The following is a 19,772-nucleotide window of genomic DNA, read 5'->3' as shown; positions in this document are numbered from 1 at the left end:
CAAAAATTACTTATATGCAAAAGAGTATTCAAACATCAATATATGCAGGTCTGGCAGCTTTGCTCTTAACAACGGCAGGTTGTAAAAAAGACTTCAGCAATCCCAATGCCGCCACATCAGATCAGGTATTCAGTTCTGCCAAAGGACTGGCCGGTACGGTGGTGGGCCTTCAAAGAACCTATGCATCGAATGTTGCCTATGGCATGTCGGATGCTACCGGTTTAATTACCAATGAAACCATTCTGATGAACCCCGGTAATACTTCTGAATTTCAGTTCAGTACGGGTGGTACAGCCGTTGATGGTACCAATGCTTTATTGGGTAATGTATGGACCAGTGCCAATAAAATTATATTCGATGCCAATAATGTGATCAATGCTGCGTCAAAACTTACCGATAAAGGTTATGCCAGCGGACTGATTGCTTATGCAACCATCTACAAAGCATTGTCGATGGGTTGTTTAGCCAGTTACTGGGAAAAAGTACCTGATACAGTAGGTACTGCTACTACTACTTTTTCTGATAGAACCATTGGTTTTACAAGGGCCATTGCAGCCATTGATAAAGCACTGGCGGCCATCAGTACCAACGCCATCAGCACTGCATTTATAGCTGATGTGCCTACAGGGGTAGACATTGTTAATACACTGTACGCATTGAAAGCACGTTATTCATTGTTTGCCGGTAACTATGCGGCTGCACTGGCTGCTGCCAATGCAGTGGACCTTACCAAACGTTCTACGATGAATTTTGAAGCAGCGAATCCAAATCCTGTTTTCAATTTTGTAACGTCAACCAATAATGTGTACCAACCGGTAGATTCTACACTGGGTCTGCCTGTGGCTATTGCACCCGATCTCGCAGATAAGCGTATTCCGTTTTATACCGTGATCAATCCTACCATCAATCCTCGTTTCAGACTCAATGGTTTCTGGAATACGGCTACAGCTGCCATTCCTTTGTACTATCCGGGTGAAATGACTTTGATTAAAGCAGAAGCCTATGCCAGACAGGCAACACCCGATCTGGTAAATGGTATACTGGAACTCAACAAAGTGGTAACCAAAAAAGCTGCCAATGATCCATTAGGTATTGGTGCTGATCTGACTCCTGTGGCCCCGGCAACTGTTGCTGAACTGCTTACTCAGATTTACCGCAACCGTTGTATTGAATTATACCTGTCTGGAATGAAACTCGAAGACATGCGTCGTTTCGGTCGCCCCAACAGCGAGCGTAAACGTAATCTCTTCCCTTATCCATTCCGCGAGAGAGATAGTAATCCGAATACACCTGCCGACCCTGCATTCTAATTTATTGGATGATCGTAATACAAGGCCCCGAAGAAAATTTTCGGGGCTTTTTTATGCTGGCTTGCACCAGCTTTATATTACTGCGCAGAAATCTGGAGAAGGTCGGAGAAACGCTGCGAATTGCAATACTGAACGATGAACCCATCTGTTCCGTTGAATTTTAATGATAAGTGGTTGAATTGCCGTACAGTAAAATCTGTCTATGTTGTATGCATAGCGTAACTTTATACACTGTTAGCAAGTGTAACAGAAAACAGCAGCAACCGTAAAGCAATGGAAAATATACTATTCGATTTTTTATCAAAATATGTGACACTCAACGACGAAGAGAAAAATGCACTGGTTTCACTGGATTTGTTTCGTTCGGTTCCCAAAGGAACGGTTCTGCTCAAAGAAGGGCAAAAAACAAAAGACAGCTACTTTGTACTGAAGGGTTGCATAAGGGCTTATTATATGGTTGATGCCGAAGAAAAAACAACGGCTTTTTATACAGAAATGGATGCATTGACGCCACATTGTGTAATCAGCAAAACCCCATCCGGATATTATGTAAGTTGTATTGAGGATTCTATCATTGCCATTTCAAATACGGATATGGAAGTAGAAATGAATAGTAAATTTCCAAAATTTGAAATCCTATGCAGAAAACTATCTGAAGAGTTGTTGGCAAAACAGCAGTTGGACTTCGATAAATTTAAAACATCTTCTCCCGAACAACGATACCTCAATTTACTGGAATCAAGACCAGACCTGATTCAACGGGTGCCACAACATCAGCTGGCAAGTTATCTGGGGGTACAACCCCAATCTTTAAGCAGGTTAAGAGCAAGAATTACGGATAAAAGTAAAAAGTAGGAACCCTTTTTTAACTTAAGTGAATCAGTACAAGATAGTAGCCCATCTATTTTTGCAATATCGTTTTACCAGAAGATAAAAGATTTGCAAATGAAAATTATATGCATAGGGCAGGGAATGCTTGTGACAAAAGGCTTACAACTGAATCAGACAAATGAAAATTTTTGGTTCAGAAATTTTGGTTGTAATTTTTTAAACTACCCAAAATGAAAGCCGTCATCTGCACACAATATGGTTCTCCTGAAGTTCTGAAAATTCAGGAAGTCCGGATACCCATTATAAAAAGGAACCAGATTTTAGTACGAATTGTTGCAAGCGCTGTTAATTCAGGTGATACAAAAGTGAGAAGCCTTGCTGGTAAAGGAATGCAGAAGTTGATTATGCGATTGGTTTTAGGTATATCAAGACCCAGAAGATCTATTTTGGGAACGGTATTTTCAGGTGTTGTTGAAGCGGCAGGCAATAAGGTGTCGAAATTTAAAGTGGGTGATAATGTATTCGGTATGCGGGGACTTTCTTTTGGCACCTATGCAGAATATATTACTGTTCACGAAAACAGCAATGTGATTCACATGCCGGAAAATGCCACACATGAAGAAGCCGCAGCGATAGTTTTCGGCGGACAAACCGCTATTTATTTTTTAGAAAAAGCAGGCATAACAAAAATCAACCGTCCAAAAATATTAATTATTGGAGCAACGGGTTCAGTTGGTATCGCTGCTATACAACTCGCAAAATTCTATGATGCTGATATTACAGTTGTTTGTAGTTCAGCAGGAGAACAACTGGCTGCATCATTGGGTGTAAATCAGATCATTCTATATGATCGGGAAGATGTTACTGCCAGAACAGAAAAATTTGATATCATATTCGATGCGGTGGGTGTATCTGATAAAAAGGAATATAAGCATCTGCTGAAAGAAAACGGTGTGTATAAAAATGTACTTTCTGTATATGCTGCTGAAACTGTGCATCAGCTCACACTATTAAAAACCTTGTTTGAAACAGGAGCATTCAAAGCCATTATCGATAAAACCTTTCCGATAGATGAAATCGTAGAAGCACATCGTTATGTGGATACGGGAAGGAAAAAAGGGAATGTTGTGTTAAGAATCAGCGAATAAGAAGCATCAGTTGTGATGCTCATATTAAAACAGCCTGAAGTTCTATAGATGTTTCCGGGAATACCTGTACCTCAGTATTTTGTAAGCATAGATAACTACGTAAACTAACAGTGATGCGGGATATAGATGAAGTAGTAACAGTGTAATACCTTTTTTTGAGCGCAGCATGCACCCATTAAAACCAATGAGTGGTGATAAAGTGAATATACATGCCAAAAGCTGGTATCGGTTAAACGGTGTAACGTCAGGTAGTCCTGTGAGTCCGTTAGCGGATTTGGTGGCGGCATTGGCAGGGGGTGTTGCACAATCGGCAGCAGGTAAATATACAGCCGGAGAACTGGTTAGCGGGGGAGCATTGAGTCCGGGGATGACAGATATGTTGAATGCCCGTTCGGACAGCAGTAGCAAGCCCAAAGCTTATGTAAACTGGGTATTGTTTGATGAGCAATTTAAATATGTTGCTGGCGGCAGTGGTTTTGACCAGGTAGGTTCAGACCAGGAACTGAAACAGCACATATTGAGTAACCTGCCGGTAACAAAGAACGGATATTTGTATATTTACAGTTAGCAACGAAACACCTAACGTTGATAGCCTGTCCTGACTATAGGAAGGATGTTCTTTGATAATTTGCAGAGCCTGCCCCGACAGAATTGTTCGGGGTAACACATGTAAGAGGGCCATTACTGGAAGAAACGCATTATTATCCGTTTGGGTTAACAATGGCGGGGATTAGTAGTAAGGCTGTTGGGAAGCTTGACAATAAGTATGAGTACAATGGTAAGGAGAAACAGGAGAAGGAATTTAGTGATGGTAGTGGGTTAGAGTGGTATGATTTTAGTGCTAGGTTGTACGACCAGCAGATAGGTCGTTTCTCGAATGTGGATCCGCTTTCTGAAAAATTCTATCAATGGTGTACGTATAATTATTCATTTAATAACCCCATTAAGTTTGGAGATCCTACTGGTATGGCTCCTTTTGATTGGGTTATGAGAACAAAGAGCGATGGTTCACGAAACCCTGTTTGGGATGATAGAGTAATAGACCAAGCAACTGCCACAAAATATCATGGGTCAGATGCAACGTATTTAGGAAAAGAACATCAATATACTGGTTCTGGTGGAAGAACAATAAACCTAAATACGGATAAAACATGGGGAGATGTTTCGCAATACAAAAAAAGCATAATAAATGGTGAAATGCAGAGTAGTGATATTACTCAAAATCGTGTTTCAGAACTTGAAAGAGGAAGCCTTAGTAGTGTTGCAGGTGTTGTCTTGCATAGAACGGAGTCGTCAAATACAAAAGGTACATTGAACGCTTTCAAAACTGGTAGAGATGGAGTAAATTATGGAACCCATTTTTTAGTAGGAAAGGATGGGGAAATACTGCAAACAGCAAATTTGGAAAATTATACCTTGCATGTAGGAAAAACAAGATTAAATAGCTATCCCAAAAATCAGAACTCAATAGGAATAGAAGTAGTTGGAAAGTATGATTATACTAATAAGGCGTGGGAATCCCTTACTCCAAGCCAAGTTAGATCAGTAACAAGTTTAACAAATTATCTAATGGTATCTTATAAGCTTTCAAGCACCTCTTTATATACCCATGATAAAATATCTTATAAAACACATGGTGAGGGTACCGTCGTATTAGATGCTATTAAATCAGGACTTATTAAAAAGTAAATACAATGATAAAGATAATGTTCATTTTAGTTTTATCCTTTTTTATTCACTCATGCTATTCTTCAAACGAATCTATTCAAGTGGTAAAATTTCAAAAGGAAAATATACCTTCTGATAACATTAGTGAGTATTCTGCTCAATGTAAAACATGGGTTTTAGACAAATCTTCTATTCTTGAAATTCTTGAAACCTCGGATACAATTACCGCACATGAAAAAAATTACATTTTTAATACTTTATCTTGTGAATACAAAGGAGAAGTTTTAATAAAAGGAAAGGAATATAATTTTGTGATTAATGCTGGATCATATAGTGTTATTTATGATAATGAACATACGTATTATTTGGGGTACTTTAAAAAGAAAAACTTTTTCTTAGTTAAACCCGATATAGAGCAAGTACAGAATTAAGATCGAATATCTCTAAAAGTTTTTTTAAAAGAATTTTGAATGTTACTTACAATTAACCACTCCACAAAACGGGGTGGTTTTTTTATGCTCAAAACTCATGTTATGAAAATGAATACAGAAAATACAAATTGTTTTATTTACACCACTGATGAGCTACTCATTGAATTGTTAGGAGGTGTAAGAGTAGAAGGACTGGACAGAATGAGAGTAACCATGAAAGTAAGTGTAAAGAATAGGAAGCAGAAACTCTACACAAGCGAGTTAGCTGATTTAGCTATTAGGCACAATTTAGATTTGTACAATGATACACAGGTAGAGAAGTTTGTAAGGCGGGTAGCTGAGAAATTAGAAGTGGGGAGTATCACACTAACAAAAGCCATTGCTGAAATTATCAGTGAATTAGAAGTGTACAGACTAACCCAGCTTAGTAAACAGGAACAGAAACCATTAAAGCAGTTAACAGAACAGGAGCGAGAAGAAGCATTGAACCTACTAAAAAGCCCTAACCTGTTAATGAAGACCAATGAACTGATAGGGCAGAGTGGAGTGATAGGTGAGGAAGTAAACAGGTTACTCATGTACCTGATATTTACCAGCAGGAAAAGAGAACAGCCTTTGCACATCATTAGTTTAGGGAGTAGTGGTATTGGTAAAACGTATTTACAGGAAAAAGTAGGTGAACTGATCCCCACAGAAGATAAGCTGGAGATAACAGTGTTAAGTGAAAATGCACTCTACTATTTTGGTCAGCATGAGTTACAACATAAACTAATACTGATTGAAGATTTAGACGGAGCAGGTACAGTGTTGTACCCCTTACGAGAATTACAAAGTAAAAAGTTCATTACTAAAACCCTTGCTCAAAAAACTACCACAGGAGAAACCAAAACAGTGCATTTAAAAGTGGAAGGTCCAGTAAGTGTAGCTGGATGTACTACCAGTGAACAGGTGTATGAAGACAATGCCAACAGAAGTTTCCTGATTTACATTGATGAGAGCAAAGAGCAGGATGAAAAAGTAATGGAGTACCAGCGTAAAAGAAGTGCTGGAACTATTGACAGAGCAGCAGAGAATAATGTAAAACAACTGTTGCAGAATACACAACGGGTATTACAACCAGTACAGATAAGAAACCCTTATGCTGAACAGTTACTACTGCCACAGGGTGTATTTAAACCAAGAAGAACCAATGCTCACTACCTTGCTTTTATTGAAGCTGTTACTTATTACCATCAGTACCAACGAACTGAACGGGTAGATGAAGACACTGGGGAAATGTTTATTGAAACTACATTGGAAGATGTAAAAGCAGCCAATCATTTAATGAAAGCAGTGCTGCTAAGAAAAAGTGATGAACTTACAGGTGCTTGCAGGAACTACTATGAACGGTTAAAACAATGGCTGCAACAAAACAAAACCAGCATCTTCACCAGTAGAGAAATAAGTAAAGCCTTACGCTTACCCATCAGTACAGTGAAAAGGCATAACTTAGCTTTGTACAACAGTGGTTACCTGCAAAGAAAGGAGAATAAAGAAACCCAGTCTTACCACTACGAAGTAACCAGCTTTGAAGATTACGAGCAGTTACAAAACAATCTCATTACAGCCCTTGAACAAGTGTACAGCCAGCTCAGTGGCTCACAGGCGGCTCAGTTAGTTAGTGAGCCAGTTAAACCCATGAAAATCAAAAGAGTAAGAAGGGTGGCTCAGCAGCCCAGTAAAAAATAGCACTGGACTAAAAAAATCCCATTACATCACATTTAAACCATTCATGCAATGAAGCAACTACCATTGCAAAGCCCCTCCTATGCCTATGCAGAAAGGGGCTTTAAAGAATGGCTGGACATACTGGGTTATGCTCCTACAACTGTTTACAATCTTCCTAATGCAGTAAGAGAATTACTACACTGGATGGAAACAAAGAAGCGAACCCAGTTACAACAAATAACCAGCCAGCACATTACAGACTACTACGACCATTTAAGAGAAAGAGAAAATCAAACAAGAGGTGGAGGGCTTAGTAATGCGTATTTAAACAAACACCAGCAAGCCATTAAACTCTTTAGTGATTACTTAAGACAAACGGGTAGAATAACCTTACCACTGATTGAACTGAACACAGAAGATAAAAGCCATGAATGTATTGATGTACTAACCATTGCAGAAATAAAACTACTGTACCAAGTAGCAGACCATTTACCAACAGATGGCAAACACAAAAAGGGCAGGGAGTTTTATGAGGCATTGGGTTACAGAGATAAAGCTATGCTTACTCTTTTTTACGGATGTGGACTCAGAAGAAATGAAGGTGTACAGTTAGATAAATCAGATATTGATTTTGACAGGGCATTGTTACACGTAAGGAAGGGCAAGAATTACAAGGAACGATTTGTACCCATCACCAAACACGGCATACTGCATTTACAAAACTACCTCTACGATGCAAGACCTGTTTTATTACAGGGAAGTAAAGCAGAAGCCCTGCTGATTAGTGCCAAAGGAAAAAGAATTGATGGGCAAATGTTATTACTCAGGTTAAAATACCTGATCGAACTAACAGAGAACGCCACACTACAACAAAAAAAAGTTGGACTGCACACACTCAGACATTCCATAGCTACTCATTTACTGACAAATGGCATGGCACTGGAACGTATCAAAGAATTTCTCGGTCACAGTTCACTTGAGTCAACACAAATCTACACACACTTAAACTATGAGAACGATGGATAATGAAATGAACGGCTTTGATTATTACCTATATGGTAAAAGATTGAAGGAAGCCACGAGAAAAAGCATCATTAAACAGGTACAGGCATTTAAACAATGGGTAGAAGCTGAACAGATACCTGATGTTACAGAAGTGAGTTACAATGATGTGATGGCTTATGTAAAATACTGTACTACACAGAACAATGCACAGAAGACCATTGCAATTAAACTCACTTTCCTGAACCACTATTTTATGTGGCTGATAAAAGAGGGAGAGATGAATGAGAATCCAGTAAGTAACATCAAAGTACAAGGTATCAGAAGAAAGAAACTACATCATTTATTTACTACAGCAGAACTGGAACTAATCTACCAGCAATACGAAGCAACACGCAGTACAGGAGCAAGAAACAGGGTCATACTTGGGTTAGTTGTCTACCAATCCTTACGAATGGAAGAAATAACCCAGTTAACCTTAAAAGACTTGCAGTTAAAAGAAGGGAAGGTACATGTGAGGGGAAGCAGGAAGACTAATAGCAGGGCATTAAAACTGGAAGCACAACAGATGGTTGATTTACTGGAATATCTAAGTAACGGCAGAAAAGAATTACTGGAACAAACAGGTAAACACACTGACCAGTTATTTATTAGTAGTGGAACAGGGGAGCAGTTATTTAATACGATGCAGTACCTGTTAAAGCAACTGCGTAATCAACATACAAAAGTTATGGATTGGAAGCAATTACGTGCAAGTGTAATTAGTAATTGGGTAAAAGTACATGGTTTACGAAAGGCTCAGTACATGGCAGGGCATAAGTATGTGAGCAGTACAGAAGCCTACAAGCAACATGACATTGATGGGTTAAGAGGAGATATTGACCAATTTCATCCGATTCAATAAGGCAGAAATAACATTCTGCCTTTTTTATTTACTAAATAAGAAACTATGGAAAATAATATGAAGCTATTGTTCTGGCTATACAGATCAAAAATGAACCGTAAAGGTCTTTCGCCTTTATTTATGAGGATAACAGTAAGTGGTAGTAAAACTGAGGTTTCTACTGGATTGCATTTAACAGGTAAACAATGGAATGTAAAAACAGGATTGATAAAAGGGAATGCAACAGAAGTAAGTGAGATGAATAAACGGTTAGGATTGCTACGAACGGAGGCATTTAAAGTATATCATTCACTTGTAGAACAGCAATTAACAGTAACGGCTGATCTTGTTAAAAATAGAATGTTACATCAGCAAGCGGCACATAAAACAATATTGGAAGCAATCGAATACCATAATCAAATCTTGAAACGACAAGTTAATATTAATGTGAGTGGTTCTACTCTTACCAAATATGAAGGGCTTAAAAGAAAGACGGCTGCATTTATTCGTCACAACCAAAAAAGGGAAGATTGCTACTTACATGAATTGAACCGCCAATTTATTATTGAGTTTGAAACCTACCTAAAGGGAGTTGGTCTTAGTCATAATTCATCTATTAAGTATATCCAGTTTCTTAAAAAGATCATCCACATGTCACTTGCGAATGGATGGATCAATAGCAACCCATTTTGTAATTATAAATGTCGCTTAATCAGTAGAGATAGGGGGTATTTAACACAAGACGAATTAATGAGAATTTCAAGCCTGAATGTAAAATCGAGAAGAGTGACGGTTGTAAAGGATATGTTCTTATTTAGCTGCTATACTGGACTTTCTTATTCAGACATGAAGAAGTTAAGCTGCAAACATTTAGAAACAAAGTCGGATGGTAAACGATGGGTAGTTTTAAACAGAACTAAAACAGGTGTCAGATCAGCTATTCCATTATTACCTCAGGCGATCCAGATTCTTGACAGGTATGAGCCACCTTTCTTTCCAGATCATGACACACCGATACTTCCAATAATTTCAAATCAGAAAATGAATGTGTATTTAAAGGAATTAGCTATGGCATGTGGTATTAGTAAGCGGTTGACTTTTCATTTAGGTAGACACACTTTTTCAACTACCGTTACCCTTACCAACGGTGTACCGATAGAAACAGTATCTAAAATGCTTGGACATTCGAGCCTTAAAACTACTCAGATATACAGTAAAGTAGTTGATACTAAAGTGGCAGAAGATATGCTTATCCTTACTGATCGTTTGGCTATTATCAATGAAAGAGCCTAACAGTTTTATCTGTCATTATAATACAAAGGAGTGTAGAGCTCGGATAACTTCCATCCTTTACACTCCCTTTCATTAAAACCCATACCGTTAGAAAAATTATAAGTCGGGATACTCATATTTACTACCCTTAAATGCTCTTTCTTTAAAGGTTTAAGATTGTAATAGACATAAAAAGCCCTTTTCCGAAGCCTAAAAAGGATCGGTTACATGTATTAGCCTAATAATTGGTTATGCTAATCATGGCTTTCAAAATAGGACTTTCCGCCTCGTAGGTCATTTTATTACCCTGGAGGTTGCTTTTTTCCACTGACCTGAATTGTAAAACAGGTAGCAACACGGGCGTTTACCCTATTTCTTTTGCACTTATCGGGGACAACCCGTTTTCACGATGGCAAATCCAATGGATTTCACGCTACTTGGTAACCCGATGTCTAAAGTCTGCCTTGTTTGAAATTATCGCTGAGATACCGACCTGTAACTGGAGTGCTTTGGGAGAGTGGGATGAACCGTTCTGTAGAAGAATCAGGTGAGATTTACTATGAGAACTATTACTTACCCTCTTACTATAAAGATACAAAAAATCTGTCGTTTAGCCAAGAATTTTTAGCACTTTTTTCAAAGTGTTTTGCCTTTGTAAGCCAATACAGGATGGGGTTTCAATGCTTACTGATCATCCCCCTAATCTTAAATAAATTGAGTCTAATAAGCGCAGATGTTTTAGTAAGTGGTAGTCTTTCTGAAATATAGGGTATGCTATTAACACTCTCCATAAATAACTCTACGTGTTTATAATATAACTATCAAACTAAATAATGCAGATGCGTTGACGTAGATACTCCCTCTTAATACATCCCCGACCAAAGAATTGGGATGGGTTGCCCCGCCCCCTTTGGGGGCAGTGTTTTTTAAATTGGCTATGTGGTAAGTGCTAAAGTTTCTTGTAAATACTTTACACTTGCCGCAAGCCTTTTTAGGAGGTTCGAGAGATTACGAGTCCTGAACCCTAACGATTAGTATTTCTATTTCAATAAGTTAGGAAGCTAATGCATAAATGGTTATTGAATTGGTTACCTTTTATGAAAATTTAGTGCATGAATGAGCAATACACGGAAGAACAGATCAGCTTTTATTGCTCCCTAATAGATGAAATTGTCCAAAAAACAGAATGGGTAATTGAGAGGGGGCAGTTTAATTATAGTGAGCATCCTTTAGAATTAGCCGCATTACTTTCTCTAAGGCAAATGATGGACTTAGCTGATGGAATCAGTTTATTGGTAAAACACTATTCTAATGATGCAGCTATCCCAGTTATACGGACATTATTTGAAGTAAGTGTTGGGTTAGAGTATCTAATTAAGGAGGATTATGACAAACAAGCAGCCAAGTTTTTGTTTTTCTATTATAAGATGCAAGAAATTGAATTGCTCAAGAGAAAGGCTGATACACCTGAAAATCAAAAACTACTTAAATCATTACAATCTGATGAAAATGTAGCAAGAGAAACAATTGATGCTGTAACCTCTGAAAGCAATATTGATGAAGCAATTTTATCACTCCAAGAAACCTTAGGGCATTCTATATATGCAGAAGCAGCTGAGTATTACAAAACTGCTAACAACAAAAAAAGGGAAAAGTGGTATAGTTTATTAGATGGGCCATTGAATTTTAGAGAGCTTGTGAATAAAGTTGGAATGAACTCTCGATACGATATAAGCTATGCTATTTGGTCTGGGCAAGCACATGGATGGGATATAATCAATCGTAACATGGTATTTGTAAATGGGCGTGTTAAAATCAGAGCTAAACGAAATGTTATAGGATCGTACATGAATGTTTTAGAAACAATTATGATACTTCGAAGAGTTTTGATGCTCTATATGTCAAAACGTTTATTGAATGAATCTGCTGATTTTGCAAAGTGGTTATTCGATTTTAATAGGCGTTTAGAAGCTGATTTTTTCAAAGGAGAATAGAGAGGGAAAGTACCCTAAAATATGACCGAAATGGATATCTTTATGTGTACGTAAGTAATCAGAGTAATCTGGATGTGTTCTTTGATAATTTGCAGGTGGTGCATGCGAGGGGACCTTTGTTGGAGGAGACGCATTATTATCCATTCGGGTTAACAATGGCGGGGATTAGTTCTAAAGCTGCAGGTAAGCTTGATAATAAGTATGAGTACAATGGTAAGGAGAAACAAGAGAAGGAGTTTAGTGATGGTTCAGGACTTGATTGGTATGATTATGGGGCGAGGATGTATGATGCGCAGATTGGAAGGTTTCATGTTCAGGATAGATTTGCAGATAAATACCATGCTTTAACAGCCTACCAATACGCTGCAAATAATCCAATACGAAATATTGATATTAATGGAGATAGCATTTGGACTGTTGTTGGAGGAGCTAGATATTATTGGTCGCATGATAAAGATTATGAAGGTTGGCATGATGCTTCTGGTAAACAAGTTAGCTCACAAAATACATTTATGAAAGATCTTAATAGTGCTTTAGGATTAATGAATTTAACGAAGGAAGGATCTTCGATGCTTAGTGAACTTACTTCATCAACAAATAATTTTTCAATAGAAAATACGAATACAAATGAATTTAAAGCAAGCAATCTAACAAAAGCATACGAAAATCAGTTAAGGACAGACCCCGCATTTGCATTTCAATCTACTAATACTCCTCAATCAGCATCTACGGGAGGTTCGGGGGGGGGGGTAGTTAAATGGGATCCAAATGGAGCGAATGTTTGGGTTTTGGATAAGAATGGAAAAATTGTGCAACAAAGTAGTGCCACAACTAATTTAGGACACGAGCTATTTCATGCTAGAGATGCGAATAGAGGGTTGTTGGATACAAGGCTGGAAAGTGGATTAAAGAGAGATGAATGGCAGGCTTCGTATAAAGAGAATGTTTTACGTGGGCAACTAGGTATGCCAACACGAACAAATTACAGAACAGCATATGATCCTAGTACTGGGGTTAGTTCGCCCACGACTCCACGGATTGTTGATGCTAAAAATAACCCTATTAAACCTTCATGGACACCTAAAAATTGGTAAAATGAAAAAAGTACTTGCAGGATACCTTTTTATTCATATATGCTCATGTATGATTGGCAAATCTATCGTTTCTGTTAATTGTAGATTAAATGATCCAAAAGGAAGAGTAATTCAACTACAACTGCCCAAATATGTGAAGAAAACAATTGTAAGTAATGATGCAGAGGTAGGAATTGAATACACTTTTTGGTACAGAGACTCAACGGCTATTTACGTATCTACTTTTGAAGAGGGAGGGACATTGAATTATGGAAATATTAGGAATAAGCCAATGGCATTTAGCAATAGATTTATGTCTGATACGATTGATTTGACAGGAATTGATTCTTTCGGTAAGCTATGGCGAGAGGTCAAAAAAGGAGATTTGTTTTATGGGTATCTTAAAGTCGATTCCTTAAATAAATTGACCTTTGATAAAGCATTAGAATCAATTGTAGTCAAGTAGCATAAATACAAAATACCATTCAAAACTCACAACAACCACTCCACAAAACGGAGTGGTTTTTTATGCTCAAAACTCATGTTATGAAAATGAATACAGAAAACACAAATTGTTTTATTTATGAAACAGAAGAACTGCTTATTGAACTACTTGGAGGTGTAAGAATAGAAGGGCTGGACAGAATGAGAGTAACCATGAAAGTGAGTGTGGTAAACAGAAAACACCCACAGTACACAAATGAGTTAGCTGATTTAGCTATCAGGCACAATTTAGATTTGTACAATGATACACAGGTAGAGAAGTTTGTAAGGCGAGTAGCTGAGAAATTGGAAGTAGGAAGCATTGCACTTACCAAAGCTATTGCTGAAATTACCAGTGAATTAGAAGTGTACATATTAACACAACTCAGTAAACAAGAACAGAAGCCTGTAAAGCAGCTAACAGAACAGGAACGAGAAGAAGCATTCCTTCTCCGCATCGTCTTGCATCCTCAAGATGTTCTCCGCATCGTCTCCTGAGGCACGAAGGGACGTTGCGTGTTACACAGCCAGGGTGTACCATTTACTTTTTAGCTTGCTAATACTGTGTTTGAATAAAACAAAAGATGCTTAAATCGAAAGAGAATAGAAAATATGTGTCTAAGACATTCCGCATGTGTCGCAGAGGCTTGGTCTATCTTTATCGAATGTCAGTACGTAAACAAATAACGGAAGTAAATGGTGTTTATTTTATCACATTCACCTGTGCCAGGTGGTTGCCATTATTTGAGATTACAAATGGTTACGATGCCGTGTATAAATGGTTTGATTATTTAAAAGAGAAGAATCATTATATAGTAGGGTATGTCATTATGCCCAATCATGTTCATGCTATTGTTGCATTCTCGAAAACAGATCAGTTGATCAACACAATAATAGGTAACGGAAAAAGGTTTATGGCTTATGAACTGGTTAAGAGATTGAAAGTGATGAATAAAGCTGATATATTGGAACAACTATCAGGCTGGGTTAATAATACAGATCGTTTGAAAAATAAAAAACATGAAGTATTTGAGCCTTCCTTTGACAGAAAAGAATGCTACTCTCTTGCATTTATGAAACAGAAAATTGACTATATTCATCATAATCCATGTAAAGCGCATATGCCGGGTATTAAATTTCCAGAAGATTATTTACATAGTTCGGCTACATATTATTTTACAGGCGAGCAGGGTATATATCCGGTAATTACTTATATGGAATTGCAGGATATAGATTTGAGATGAATAAACGAGATGGTTTACAAATAGATGACACACAAAACTCTGAGCAGTCGCAGAGTCCCTCGTGCCTCGGAGACATCTGCGTGGAACATTTCAGAAAGTAAACTCTGCGGAGAAAAAAGTATGTTCCTAATTGGGATTCCTTAACGCCCCAGCACCAACAAAGTTTATTGAGAGGGTGGGAGAAAGAAATTACAAATGGTAGAGAACAAATAGAGATTCTAAAAGATATTTTAGGCAGATAAATCTTTCAATTATGCAAAATTTTATTGAAGACACAATCGATCAATTAATAGAGGAAGCGATTGAACTTAAAGGCAATGCAAATACTGAGTTTGAAATAGGTAAATTATTTGGGTATTTTGAAGTTTTACAAAAAATATTTAATCAATTAGATGCATTTGGATTAAGTACAAAATTGTCGTTAAAACAACCTGATTTCCAACCAGAAAGCTTACTTTCTGATATAAAAGATATTTTATAATATCTGATTATTATGCCTTTGGTTTAAAGATAGCCAGCATCAGCAGCAGAAACCTATGAGGGTAATGTAGAGAATAAATACCTTTATAACGACAAAGAGCTCTTTGAGGAAGGCGACCTTAACTGCGTGCCCCCACTTATTTTGGGGGGTATGATTATGGTTTCCGTAATTATGATGCGCAGATAGGGAGGTTTACACAATTGGATCCATTGACATGGGAGTATCCTGATTTAACTCCTTATCAGTATTCAGGAAATGACCCGATAGCTAATGTTGATTTGGATGGGTTAGAGCCTAAAAATGTGGTAAAAAAACTGTTAGGCTCATTATCTGATCAGGGTATTAATGCCAGTTCAAAACTGTTAGAAAAAGGAGCGAATGCAGGTAAATGGTTGGTGAGCTGGATAGATAAAGGAGGTGTGGCACAGTTAAAGATGTTTGCTTCAAAATCAGCCAGTGCATTATCAACAGCGTTGAATATTGGAGTGAAAGTAGCAGATGTAGGTCTTGACTTTGTACCGATAGCAGGAGGAGCGAGAGATATTTACAGGGGTGTTAGAGATGGGAATTGGGTACAGGCTGGTATCGGAGCATTAAGTATAGTAGCTGATATATTTACGTTTGGCGGTAGTAGTGTAGCAAAAGGTATAATAAAGAATGCTGTTAAGGAAGGTATTGAATTAGCTACAAAGAATACGGTCAAGACAGTTGCTGCAAAGGAGAGTGTAAAATTATTAGGTCAACCTATTAATATTACTCAAAAGGGTCTAACGCATACTCTAGATCGACATACTGTTAATAATCTTACTAAGTTTGCAGGCAAAAGCAAATTCGCCAATCCATCAGAAGTAACTACACTGATTCAACAGGCAACTCATTACCCGATGGTTCGTCAGGCAAATGGAAACTTTGCAAGAACTGTTGATGCTGGAAGGAATATCGGTATTGACAGAGCTACAGGGCAGCCAACTTCCATTTATACTGTCATTACTGGATCTAATGGTAATCTGATAACTGCTTTTCCTGGAACTCCTTAAAAATTAAAAATATGGCTTGGACAATAATATTAGAAGATGAAAATAAAGAACAGCTTGATGCTGTTTTGGAAGAACTGGATTCTGCCATTTTAAAAGATGGAAAAAAAAATCAGTTGTTCAAATTACTTAAGTATTTAGATCCTTATGAAGACACAACATTCAATACTACTCAAATTGACGATTTGTTGATCGATTTGGAAGTTCTAAAAAAGTATGACGTAAATAAAGACTTAATACATCAAATAATTGCTTTGGCGATTAAATGCAAAAATGAATCTCATACCTACTTAACCTTTTATGGAGATTGAGCAATGGCTGATCTATCAAATTTATCGGGCATAAATGATATACTGAATATATAAATATGTAGCATGAGTAACTAAAAAAGAATAGAATAACCCTTGCACGGGAATTTATTCCCGTGCTAACTATTATGCATTTGGATTAAAGATAGCCGGCATCAGCAGCAGAAAGCTGGCAGAGAGTTATGAAGGTAATGTAGAGAATAAATACCTTTATAACGACAAAGAGCTCTTTGACGAAGGTGATCTTAACTGCGTGCCCTCACTTATTGTGGGGGGTATGATTATGGTTTCCGTAATTATGATGCGCAGATAGGGAGGTTTACACAACTGGATCCATTGACATGGGAGTATCCTGATTTAACTCCTTATCAGTATTCAGGAAATGACCCGATAGCTAATGTTGATTTGGATGGGTTAGAGCCATTAACTAGTATTTCGAGTGGTTTGGGTCAGGTAAATATGCTTAATGAAGTAGTAGTACAGGGTATTAGAAAAACAGCATCAGTAACCGGGAGTTTTTTTAAAGGATTGGGTAACAGTGTATGGAGTACGTTAAAAGCAGTTAAGCATGTAGTAACGAATCCGATACAAACGGTCAAAGGAATAGGTAATGCCATTGCGCACCCAATAGAAACAGGCAAAGCATTGTACGCGCATGCAAAAGACACTTACAATGCATTCAAAGAAGGTGATGCCGAGAAAAGAGCTGAGATATTAGGCAATCTTACAGGAGATATTGGGCAGATATTTATAGGTACAGCAGCAGCAAATGCCGGTCTTAAATTGGCGAGGGTAAGTAGTGTAACGAAAAAAATTGTTAAGGTTGTTGAGAATACAAGAGTTGTTAAACCTGCCGCTAAGGGGGGAAGTCATTTAGTGTATGAAGGATTAGACGCAGCAGGTAAGGTTAGATATGTTGGGATAACAGGCAGGGATGCAGCCGTCAGGTTCGGTGAACACTTAAATTCAGGTACAGCAAGGTCGCTTTTAGATTACCGTGTTATTGATGGTGCAACAGGCTTATCAAAGACGGGTGCGAGAGTTTGGGAACAAACTTTAATCAATCAATACGGCTTGCAAAAGAATGGCGGTATGTTGCTGAACAAGGTTAATTCAATCGCACCAAAATACTGGTGGCAATACGGTATCAAATAATGGCTAAATCAAACACAAAAATAGGCGATGTCTTTTCTGTCAAGATAGACGACAGCAGCAAGAAATATTTTCAGTACATCGTTAGCGACCTTACCCAGCTGAACAGCGATGTAATCAGGGCTTTTAAGAAAGTATATCCAATCAATACCAATCCCGATTTGTCAGAAATCGTAAGCGGAGAAGTGGAGTTTTATGCCCATTGCGTTACTAAACTTGGTTTAAAGATGAACCTTTGGGAAAAGGCTGGGAATATTAGCGATGTTGGAAAAACAGACCATATTTTATTTAGAGATACTAACGATTACGGTTCAAAGGTTGGAGAAGAACCAATTAGAGTATCTAACAAATGGTATGTATGGCGTATTAACGACAAGGATTTTACCCGAGTTGGAAAATTAGAAGGAGAAAACCGAAAGTCATATATTGGAATAGTTATAAATCCTTTAGGTATTATAGAACTTCTAAAGGGTAATAAATACCCTGTCAATTATCCCGATTTTGAATAAGAGCAAAGCCCCGGACTTCCGGGGCTTTTTCATTTATTAAATTGTAGAAGTTAAGAGTTGATCTGACAATTGGGATTAAATTTAAGTAACGACACTTTTATTTAATAAACCCAAAATGTCAGATCATGAACTCTGAAACTAAGTTAATCAAATCCCGCGTTGGGCTATTGAATTTGGCCGAACAATTGAACAATGTAACCCGAGCCTGTAAGCTGATGGGTACAAGCCGTGACAGTTTCTATCGGATTAAAGAGCTTCCTTCTCCGCATCGTCTTGCATCCTGAAGATGTTCTCCGCATCGTCTCCTGAGGCACGAAGGGACGTTGCGTGTTACACAGCTTGAGTGTGTCATTTGCTTTTAAGCTTACAAGTATTGTATATTCCTTCTTCGCATCGTCTTACATCCTGAAAATGTTCTCCGCATCGTCTACTGAGGCACGAAGGGACGTTGCGTGTTACACAGCCAGGGTGTACTATTTACTTTTTAGCTTGCTAATACTGTGTTTGAATAAAACAAAAGATACTTAAATCGAAAGAGAATAGAAAATATGTGTCTAATACATTCCGCACGTTTCGCAGTGGCTTGGTCTATCTTTATCGAATGTCAGTACGTAAACAAATAACGGAAGTAAATGGTGTTTATTTTATCACATTCACCTGTGCCAGGTGGTTGCCATTATTTGAGATTACAAATGGGTACGATGCCGTGTACAAATGGTTTGATTATTTAAAAGAGAAAGGTCATTATATAGTAGGGTATGTCATTATGCCCTATCATGTTCATGCTATTGTTGCATTCTCGAAAACAGATCAGTTGATCAACACAATAATAGGTAACGGAAAAAGGTTTATGGCTTATGAACTGGTTAAGAGATTGAAAGTGATGAATTAAGCTGATATATTGGAACAACTATCAGGCTGGGTTAATAATACAGATCGTTTGAAAAATAAAAAACATGAAGTATTTGAGCCTTCCTTTGACAGAAAAGAATGCTACTCTACTGTATTTATGAAACAGAAAATTGACTATATTCATCATAATCCATGTAAAGCGCATATGCCGGGTATTAAATTTCCAGAAGATTATTTACATAGTTCGGCTACATATTATTTTACAGGCGAGCAGGGTATATATCCGGTAATTACTTATATGGAATTGCAGGATATAGATTTGAGATGAATAAACGAGATGGTTTACAAATAGATGACACACAAAACTCTGAGCAGTCGCAGAGTCCCTCG

Annotated in this window: 22 protein-coding genes and 1 pseudogene; all 23 read left to right on the top strand. The window is 37.7% G+C overall.

The features are described from left to right. Window positions 1-14 precede the first annotated feature (14 nt). The 23 genes and pseudogenes from BC659_RS03805 to BC659_RS03695 all read left to right on the top strand — a co-directional run bounded on the left by BC659_RS03805 (window position 15) and on the right by BC659_RS03695 (window position 19,710). A complete protein-coding gene (locus tag BC659_RS03805) occupies window positions 15-1,310 on the top strand; it encodes a RagB/SusD family nutrient uptake outer membrane protein (RefSeq protein ID WP_133473342.1) in 1,296 nt (431 codons plus the stop codon). 273 nt (window positions 1,311-1,583) lie between these two features. Next, window positions 1,584-2,165, top strand: coding sequence for a Crp/Fnr family transcriptional regulator (locus BC659_RS03800; RefSeq protein ID WP_133473341.1), 582 nt, complete (start codon window positions 1,584-1,586; stop codon window positions 2,163-2,165). Between the two features lie 206 nt (window positions 2,166-2,371). Continuing rightward, a complete protein-coding gene (locus tag BC659_RS03795; protein WP_133473340.1) occupies window positions 2,372-3,289 on the top strand; it encodes an NAD(P)-dependent alcohol dehydrogenase in 918 nt (305 codons plus the stop codon). A gap of 166 nt (window positions 3,290-3,455) precedes the next feature. Further along, window positions 3,456-3,857, top strand: a complete 402-nt coding sequence (locus BC659_RS03790) for a hypothetical protein (RefSeq protein ID WP_133473339.1) — start codon at window positions 3,456-3,458, stop codon at window positions 3,855-3,857. Between the two features lie 83 nt (window positions 3,858-3,940). Beyond that, window positions 3,941-4,978, top strand: coding sequence for an N-acetylmuramoyl-L-alanine amidase (locus BC659_RS03785; protein WP_281277227.1), 1,038 nt, complete (start codon window positions 3,941-3,943; stop codon window positions 4,976-4,978). Between the two features lie 5 nt (window positions 4,979-4,983). Beyond that, complete coding sequence (locus BC659_RS03780; RefSeq protein WP_162847340.1) at window positions 4,984-5,388, top strand: hypothetical protein; 405 nt, start codon at window positions 4,984-4,986, stop codon at window positions 5,386-5,388. A 102-nt stretch (window positions 5,389-5,490) separates the two neighbouring features. After that, window positions 5,491-7,116: a hypothetical protein gene (locus tag BC659_RS16930; RefSeq protein WP_133473336.1), complete on the top strand. Its 1,626-nt coding sequence runs from the start codon at window positions 5,491-5,493 to the stop codon at window positions 7,114-7,116. Between the two features lie 48 nt (window positions 7,117-7,164). Continuing rightward, window positions 7,165-8,121, top strand: coding sequence for a tyrosine-type recombinase/integrase (locus BC659_RS03770; RefSeq protein WP_133473335.1), 957 nt, complete (start codon window positions 7,165-7,167; stop codon window positions 8,119-8,121). Next, entirely contained in the window at window positions 8,105-9,001 is an 897-nt protein-coding gene (locus BC659_RS03765; protein WP_133473334.1) for a tyrosine-type recombinase/integrase, read from the top strand. The genes BC659_RS03770 and BC659_RS03765 overlap by 17 nt, the downstream gene beginning before the upstream one ends. 45 nt (window positions 9,002-9,046) lie before the next feature. Beyond that, window positions 9,047-10,273 carry a site-specific integrase gene (locus BC659_RS03760; RefSeq protein ID WP_133473333.1) on the top strand — a complete coding sequence of 409 codons (1,227 nt, stop codon included), beginning with the start codon at window positions 9,047-9,049 and terminating at the stop codon, window positions 10,271-10,273. Between the two features lie 1,091 nt (window positions 10,274-11,364). Further along, a complete protein-coding gene (locus BC659_RS03755) occupies window positions 11,365-12,246 on the top strand; it encodes a DUF5677 domain-containing protein (protein WP_133473332.1) in 882 nt (293 codons plus the stop codon). Between the two features lie 44 nt (window positions 12,247-12,290). Beyond that, complete coding sequence (locus tag BC659_RS03750) at window positions 12,291-13,340, top strand: M91 family zinc metallopeptidase (RefSeq protein ID WP_342775698.1); 1,050 nt, start codon at window positions 12,291-12,293, stop codon at window positions 13,338-13,340. 1 nt (window position 13,341) lies between these two features. Beyond that, a complete protein-coding gene (locus BC659_RS03745) occupies window positions 13,342-13,785 on the top strand; it encodes a hypothetical protein (protein WP_133473330.1) in 444 nt (147 codons plus the stop codon). Between the two features lie 80 nt (window positions 13,786-13,865). Further along, window positions 13,866-14,300: a hypothetical protein gene (locus BC659_RS03740; protein ID WP_211340693.1), complete on the top strand. Its 435-nt coding sequence runs from the start codon at window positions 13,866-13,868 to the stop codon at window positions 14,298-14,300. A 167-nt stretch (window positions 14,301-14,467) separates the two neighbouring features. Beyond that, a complete protein-coding gene (locus BC659_RS03735) occupies window positions 14,468-15,046 on the top strand; it encodes a transposase (RefSeq protein ID WP_133473329.1) in 579 nt (192 codons plus the stop codon). A 253-nt stretch (window positions 15,047-15,299) separates the two neighbouring features. Then, entirely contained in the window at window positions 15,300-15,527 is a 228-nt protein-coding gene (locus tag BC659_RS03730; RefSeq protein WP_133473328.1) for a hypothetical protein, read from the top strand. A 122-nt stretch (window positions 15,528-15,649) separates the two neighbouring features. After that, window positions 15,650-16,564, top strand: coding sequence for an RHS repeat protein (locus tag BC659_RS16925; RefSeq protein WP_211340733.1), 915 nt, complete (start codon window positions 15,650-15,652; stop codon window positions 16,562-16,564). Window positions 16,565-16,575: 11 nt separating this feature from the next. Continuing rightward, the gene (locus tag BC659_RS03720; protein WP_133473326.1) at window positions 16,576-16,872 is read left to right on the top strand and encodes a hypothetical protein; all 297 of its coding nucleotides are present in this window, start codon (window positions 16,576-16,578) and stop codon (window positions 16,870-16,872) included. A gap of 246 nt (window positions 16,873-17,118) precedes the next feature. Further along, the gene (locus BC659_RS03715; RefSeq protein WP_133473325.1) at window positions 17,119-18,024 is read left to right on the top strand and encodes an RHS repeat-associated core domain-containing protein; all 906 of its coding nucleotides are present in this window, start codon (window positions 17,119-17,121) and stop codon (window positions 18,022-18,024) included. Beyond that, window positions 18,024-18,530, top strand: a complete 507-nt coding sequence (locus tag BC659_RS03710; protein ID WP_133473324.1) for a hypothetical protein — start codon at window positions 18,024-18,026, stop codon at window positions 18,528-18,530. Before BC659_RS03715 ends, BC659_RS03710 begins: the two co-directional genes overlap by 1 nt. A 125-nt stretch (window positions 18,531-18,655) precedes the next feature. Continuing rightward, window positions 18,656-18,787 (top strand): annotated as a pseudogene (locus tag BC659_RS17015) (helix-turn-helix domain-containing protein); the annotation flags it as partial. Window positions 18,788-19,131: 344 nt separating this feature from the next. Then, window positions 19,132-19,422 carry a hypothetical protein gene (locus BC659_RS03700; protein WP_133473323.1) on the top strand — a complete coding sequence of 97 codons (291 nt, stop codon included), beginning with the start codon at window positions 19,132-19,134 and terminating at the stop codon, window positions 19,420-19,422. Between the two features lie 9 nt (window positions 19,423-19,431). Then, window positions 19,432-19,710 carry a hypothetical protein gene (locus BC659_RS03695; RefSeq protein WP_133473322.1) on the top strand — a complete coding sequence of 93 codons (279 nt, stop codon included), beginning with the start codon at window positions 19,432-19,434 and terminating at the stop codon, window positions 19,708-19,710. Window positions 19,711-19,772: the final 62 nt, after the last annotated feature.

Origin of the sequence: Sediminibacterium goheungense, assembly GCF_004361915.1 — a bacterium.
Classification (GTDB): domain Bacteria; phylum Bacteroidota; class Bacteroidia; order Chitinophagales; family Chitinophagaceae; genus Sediminibacterium; species Sediminibacterium goheungense.
The sequence above is the reverse complement of the archived record's forward strand: the minus strand, read 5'-3'. Positions and strand labels throughout refer to the sequence as shown.